Below are 6869 nucleotides of genomic sequence, written 5' to 3'. Positions count from 1 at the left end.
ACCGCGCGCGGGCTGGGATGAGGAACCCGCCGACGTTGCAGGTGCGAACCGTATTGCAGGCGCTGGAACTAGCGAAGGTTCGCGGCTTGCCCCCCCCGATGCGGTTCAGTCCCAGGAAGGACCCGGATTTGTCCGGAAGAAGCCGGATCGGCGACTTCTATCGTTTCCGGGACGGCACCTTTTCAGGAATGGCCTGCCAAAACGCGCGGGGTAGTCCGATTCCATCTGCGACCGTTCCCACCAATCGGGATTCACTGACTCCACTAGTCGGCGCTGCCAGCGATGAGGCCAACGCCGAATCTCGGCGGCCCGTCGGCGGGCCGCCTCCATCGTCTGCATGGGCTCGTACCACACCAAGCAAAAGGCGGCCAAGTAGATATCGTCGGCCGCACACGTTCGCTTGAAATGCGCCTCCTTGACCTCCCGCATCACGTCCGCGAGTAGGCCGCCAACGCCGACCACATACGGGCCGACGCGCTGATCGGCTAGCAAGTAAGCCATGTACGGCCATGTCGTTCCGTTCATCCGACCCCCGACTATCTTGACGGCCCACCACGGCTCGGGTCGTCCGGATTACGTTGCGACGCCTCCTGCGCCAATTGCTGCTCGCGCTGCTGATTAAAGGTCTGCGCCTCGCGCAACGTTTCCTGCATTGCGGGCGGCGGTTCGGATAGCGAGGCTGTGCCATAAAAGCCGGGAATGGTCGAGCCGACCCACAGCTTGCCGTGGGCGACGCCCACCTGCGCGATGCTCTCTGCATCGTGGATTTTGTCGCGCTTGGCCGAGAGCATCGCCGCCGCCACAGTTTCGTCCGAAACATGATCGGGCGCGCCCGCGCGAATCTTCGCGAACATCGCTTGATCGTTCGGCGACAACTTCGACACGTCCACCGCCGAACCGTCACGCGCGAGTGTCGCGACATCCACCCCGTTTCGCGCCTGCCGTTCTGGCTCGACTGCGCCGCGCCCCGCGTCTTGGGTCGCTGCGGATCGGTGGGCCGTTTGATCCGGCCCGTTCGGACTCGACTCGGACTGCGGGCCGGGGTCGGCGTGACCGGCAAATTCGCGCGCAGGAACCGTTTGTGCCTGATCCGCCGCCGTCGGTTCGGCTGGAGTCAAGGCCGCCGGCATCTGCCGCTCGGCGGTGGATGCGGCGACCTGCACCCCGTCGTGCGCCGGGGCTTGGCGCTGTCCGTAGGGCGGCGTCTCGACGGCTTGTGCCGCCACGGGGGCCGTCCGCTCCACGGGTGCCACCACGGCGCGCGCCGGCTCTTGCGTCGGCGTGGGCGTGTCCTGGCTAGCTGCCTTCCGCGACTCGATCCGCGCATGCTGGGCCGCCAACATTGTCTGCTGTGTCGTCGGATCGGCCAAACCGGTATCCGGCAATCCCTGATCGCGCTGGAACTGGCGAACGGCGTGTTCGGTGGTCGCGTCGAAGTGACCGTTCTGCGGTAACGGCCCGTCGTCTGGCCCCCGATAGCCGACCCGTTGCAGGCGGTATTGCAGAAGCTCAACATCCTGGCCGCGACTGCCGGGGCGTAGCGTGTCGTCCTGGGTGGTCTCTGGCCCGACTGCCGCCACGGGCACAGCGGCCGGCTCACGAGGTGGCGTCGCTGCGTCCGGCGCAGGTACCGCGGCGGGCGCGACCACTTCGGAAACCGGCGTGCGGGAGACCGGCTCGACCGGGGCGGCCACCTCGGGCCTGGGCGGCGTGGCGGCGGGCGCGCGCTGGTGCAATTCGACCGCTTGGGCTTGCGTCGTCGCCGTCGATGGCGCGGGCAGCGGTGTCGGTTCCGCCTCCCGTCGAATCTCTGAAGCCGGGATCGCTGCCGCAACCCGCACGGACTCCGCACCGTTACGCGGGGGCGCACTCATCGGCTCAGCGGAATGCACCGCCGCCTGCGCGGTCTGCGATAGCCCGGCGTGGGCCGGCAAGCGGTCGGCGACGGCCTGCGCTTCATGCGGCTCCTGCGACGCTTCGGACGCGTGCGCGGCGGCCGGCGACTTCGTCGCCGTGGATGATGGTGCTTCCGAATCGCGAGGCAGGTCGGCCGTGCGTTGTGGCCGCCCTCGGTCCATGTCGGCAAGACTGACGACAATCTCCGGCTCGCGGTCTGCGGCCATCGCTCCGGCCACCGCCTGCTTAGCTGCGACTTGTACGTCGTCGCGCGTCAATCCCAACCGGTTCGCTTCGCGCACGACTTGTTCTAACGCTTCGTGTTGCTGCGGCGATAGGTTGGCGATTCGCAGCTCCGGGGCCTCCGGGGTGGTGGGCGGCGGCGAGCGCAAATCCAACATCGCCATTTGCACTTCCAAGGGGCTGGTGACGGCGTGAATCCGATTTACGCCGTCCGCGTCATGACTGATGTGCTCGATCGGACTGTTGATATCGCGCTCACCGCTCGCGTTGAGTCCCAAGTGCAGCGAGGTTTTAAGCGGAGCGACGCCATACTCCTGCTGGGTGCGCCTCACCGCTTCCAGCGTCGCTTCCACCTGCTCGGGGGTTGCCGTTACCCCGTAGGCTGCGTAGGTCGTCAACAAGTCCTTGCGCTCGATGTCCTCCAACGTCGGCGGCTGCCGATCCGGAATCGAGGCGACTTGTTGCTTATGTTGCGCCAATTGCGGTTGCAGCACCGCACGCGTGCTCTCCAACTCCTGACGTAAGTTGCCGGCAGCCACGACGGACTCGCCGTTGCGCTGCCACTGCCCATCCCCCGTGCGCTGATACAGCTTCCCATCCGAAGCGACCAGCGAATCGTCCCGTAGGGCCGATTGAATAGAGGGAGGCACGACGCCGAAACGTTCCCAGCCTTCGCTCCGATGCACCATCTCGTAACGAGCGGCCATCGGCGCGGGGCCGCTGGCGATGTTCTCGCGGATTACCTGCTGCGATGCCTGATCCAGTTCGGCCGCGCGCTCAGCGCTAGCATGATCAATTCTTAGCATCGGCACGCCGGGCTGTTCAAAGCCCACGACCACCTTTCGATCCCATGCGCCCGTTTGAGGATTACGCTCCCAATCGGCGCGGCGCATGCTTACCGGGTCGTTCTCTGCCGCCGGCTGCGAGTACGGATTCTGCGGCGACCGCAGTTTCCCGATCGCCAGATCCGTTGCGACATTGCTGGCCCGGTAGTTGAGTTCGTCCGCCTTTTCCGGGTCGGCGGAAAACGTCTGCTTCACAACATGATTTTGGCCATCGTCGATCTGGTCGCCCAAATCCTGTCGCACCCATTGCCGGCCATTGGACTGCCAGTCGACGCCTTGCAGATCGGTATGCTTGAACCTCTTGTAGCTGTCCAGAACCGTGGCGACATGCTCGCCTACATGGGCGCCGGCCACGGCCGCACCGCCGACGACGATGAAGCCGACTACGCCGGGGCCGGTCGCCGCCGCCGTAGCGACGAGGCCGGCCGAGGCACCCCCGATCCAGCCGCCTGTGCCGCGCGCGGCGTAGTGGGTCAGCTCCGACTGCGCCGCTAGGGAAGGTCTGAACAACTCACCCTGATCTGCGAAAATCAGCGAGAGACCCAAACGAGTTAAAGCCATGCAGCTTTCTTTCGGTGATGGGGAGTACAACGGCAAGCGCAAGCGGACACGGCGGGAGATCTTTCTGGCCGAGATGGCGCAGGTGGTGCCGTGGCCGGAACTGTTGGCTTTGATCGCGCCGCACTACCCCAAGCAGGGCCAGCCAGGCCGGCAACCGTATCGTCTGGAGACGATGCTGCGCGTGCACTTTTTGCAACAGTGGTATGCCCTGAGCGACCCGGCGATGGAAGAAGCGTTGTACGACACGGTGTCGATGCGGCGCTTCGCTCAGCTGGGCGGTCTGGACGAGGTGCCCGATGAGACGACGATCCTCAACTTCCGTCGTTTGCTGGAGCGGCACGATTTGGCGCGGCAATTGTTCGAGCAGGTGAACGCGCATTTGGCTCGCAAGGGCCAGAGCCTGCGCGGCGGCACGATCGTCGATGCCACGATCATCAGCGCGCCCAGTTCGACCAAGAACGCCGATGGCAAGCGTGATCCGCAGATGCATCAAACCAAGAAGGGCAACCAGTGGCACTTCGGAATGAAGGCGCATATTGGCGTGGACGATGAGTCCGGCCTAGTGCATCACGTGGAATGCACGGCAGCCAATGTGGCTGACATCACCCAGGTGCACAAGCTGCTGCACGGCCGAGAGGATACGGTGTGCGGGGACAGTGGCTACACGGGTGTGGAGAAACGAGAGGATATGCGCAAGTGCAAGGCGCGCTACCTGATTGCCGAGAAGCCTTCGACGCTCCGTAAGATCAAGGGCCGGCGCGAGTTGAAATGGGCGTTGCGCTGGGAGCACACGAAGGCCAGCTTGCGAGCAAAGGTAGAACATCCCTTCCGCGTCATCAAACGCCAGTTCGGCTACACCCAGGTGCGCTATCGCGGCTTGGCGAAGAACTTGGCGCAGGTGCTGACGCTGTTCGCGTTGTCGAATCTGTGGATGAAGCGAAAGCAATTGCTACCGAACCCAGGATGAGTGTGTTTGTGAGGCGGGAGATTCCGCCGCAAGGCGCCGCAAGCAGCACCTGAAGCGATAACCGCAACGTGTTGGATGCAATTCGCACGGCATCTGCGCACTCAGGGCGAGTTGTTCAGACTTTCCTTAGATGGTTTTTCGACGAGTGTTGATTTCTGTGACGAATTACGAATTATTCAGTGTTACTGCGTGATGTGCGCTGCTGATCGTCTGCGCGTTCGAGGGTGCGCTTGCTCTAAGGTCGTCGCCGCTCTTCGGCGCTAATCCACAAACACAGCTCGCCATGTCGATGAGCCTCCCGTTCGAAACGGTGGTGATCGCATCCTCTACTTCGTGGACGCGATTACGCAAAACCAACTTCCTTTTATTTGATTCAAGGGGATTCAATCGCATGCAAATCAAGACCGCTCTGTTGAGCACATCCGTGGTCGCCGCGCTCGTCGTCCTGACCACCCAAGTCCACTCAGGTTCCGCTGCATCGCCGGCGCAAGCACTTCGGACTTCGAATGCGGCCCGGCCGGCGGCTGCCACCGGGACCTCTTCGCCTTCCACCGCACAGGCTTCAACCGCGCAGGTGCCGACGGCCGCAGCGCATCATTCAGCGTTAGGGACAATCGCCAATGCGCCGGGCGCGCGTCCGGGGAGTGACCTGGTCACTTCATCCAGTTCGCCGGAGCAGGCCGATGCGTCGCCCGCCGCTGCGCACGCACGCGGACTGCTGACCGGTATGGCCGCCGAGGAGGTGCATCGTGTTCAAGCCGATCGCTTCGTCGCCCGCGACGTGTTGATCGACCGCGACGGCACCGAGCACGTTCGCATGGAGCGCAGTTATCAGGGTCTGCCGGTGGTAGGCGGCGATTTCGTCGTCCACAGCCAGAACGGTGAACTCAAGTCGATCAGCCAGGGCGACAACATGCGCACCTTCAGTCGCCCCGAAATCAAGCCCAACGTCAGCGTCGCTCAAGCCAAGGTCGAAGCCGGCGCCGCCTTCGACGGCACGATCGCCTCGATCGACAACGCCGGCCTAGTGGTGTTCGCGCAGGGCACTGAACCAACCTTGGCGTATCAGATGGAGCTGATGGGCGATCGCCGCAATGATCAGCTTCCGGGACACTTCACCTATTACGTGAATGCCAAAAACGGCAAATTGTTGCATGCCGAAGATCGCATCCAGACCGCGGCCGCCAATGGCACCGGCAAGACCCTGTTGCTGGGCAACGTCGGCATAGTCACCAACTCGGTCAGCGGCGGCTTTCAGTTGGTCGACACGAGCCGCGGCAACGGTTCGACCTACGATGCCAAGAATTCGAGCAATCACGTCTCGGCGTTTCCGGGAGCGACGCTGTTTACCGACACCGACAACATCTGGGGCAACAGTGTCACCTCCGACCGTGCCTCCGCTGCCACCGACGCGCATTACGGCGTCGCTGTTACCTGGGACTACTTCAAGAACGTGCACGGCCGCAGCGGCATCTTCAACGATGGCAAGGGCGTACGGAGCTTCGTCCATGTAGGTAACGGAATGGACAATGCGTACTGGTGGGGGCCGCAGAAACTGATGGCCTACGGCGACGGCTCCACCTACCGAGCGGTGGTGGCGATCGATGTGGCCGGTCACGAAATGGCCCACGGCGTGACCGAAGCCACCGCGCGCCTTGGCTATTACAACATCAAGGACACCGGCGGCCTCAACGAAGGCATCTCCGACATCTTCGGCACGCTGGTCGAGTTCTACGCCAACAATCCGAGCGATTCGGGCGACTACCTGATAGGTGAGAAGCTCATTAAGAACAACCCGAGCGGTACCAAAGCGCTGCGCGTACTATTCAAACAAGACGTCGATGGTGCCTCCAAGGTCTGCTACCCCAGTGGCGGCTTCATCGCCTCGAAAACCTACCAAAACGGCCCGTACGATCCATACCTCACCTCCGGCGTGCTCAACCGGGTGTTCTACCTCGCATCCGAAGGTGTCGTGGTACCCAGTGGCTTCAGTTACACCAAGGCCCAGTTGGTCTGCAACACTGACACCACCATCGTTGGTGTCGGTCGCGACAAGGTCGGTGCGATCATGTATCGGGCGCTGGCTCGTTACTTTGTCTCCGGTACCACCTATCCGCAGGCGCGCACCTGGACGTTGCAGGCCGCCGCTGATCTGTATGGCAATACTTCCAGCGAGTACAAGGCGCTGGCCCGGGCCTGGGCCGCGGTCAAGGTGAACTGACCTTCGTATCTGTCAATGCCATCTATAGGGGCGACACTCCACTTATAGAAGCGACTGCGATAGATTTGCGCTAGGTAAGGGCCAAGCCAGACTCTTTACATGGACTTTAAAGAGTTCCCGAAAGGGAATGACTTCT

At 63.0% G+C, this 6869-nt stretch carries 3 protein-coding genes; 2 read left to right on the top strand and 1 reads right to left on the bottom strand.

What is annotated here, in order from left to right; genetic code table 11:
- Nucleotides 1–536 precede the first annotated feature (536 nt).
- Nucleotides 537–3545 (bottom strand): peptidoglycan-binding protein, encoded by a 3009-nt coding sequence (locus ACTOWJ_RS29295; RefSeq protein WP_441338172.1) that lies wholly within the window; start codon nt 3543–3545, stop codon nt 537–539.
- On the opposite strand from ACTOWJ_RS29295, the gene ACTOWJ_RS29290 reads away from it, so the two are divergent.
- Both ACTOWJ_RS29290 and ACTOWJ_RS29285 read left to right on the top strand, forming a co-directional pair.
- Nucleotides 3544–4512, top strand: coding sequence for an IS5 family transposase (locus ACTOWJ_RS29290; RefSeq protein WP_441338171.1), 969 nt, complete (start codon nt 3544–3546; stop codon nt 4510–4512). The two genes, ACTOWJ_RS29295 and ACTOWJ_RS29290, sit on opposite strands and share 2 nt — an antisense overlap.
- A 391-nt stretch (nt 4513–4903) precedes the next feature.
- The gene (locus tag ACTOWJ_RS29285) at nt 4904–6733 is read left to right on the top strand and encodes a M4 family metallopeptidase (RefSeq protein ID WP_441338170.1); all 1830 of its coding nucleotides are present in this window, start codon (nt 4904–4906) and stop codon (nt 6731–6733) included.
- Nucleotides 6734–6869 lie beyond the last annotated feature (136 nt).

The organism is Lysobacter sp. CA199, from assembly GCF_052078715.1.
Taxonomy (GTDB): domain Bacteria; phylum Pseudomonadota; class Gammaproteobacteria; order Xanthomonadales; family Xanthomonadaceae; genus Lysobacter.
The sequence above is the reverse complement of the archived record's forward strand: the minus strand, read 5'-3'. Positions and strand labels throughout refer to the sequence as shown.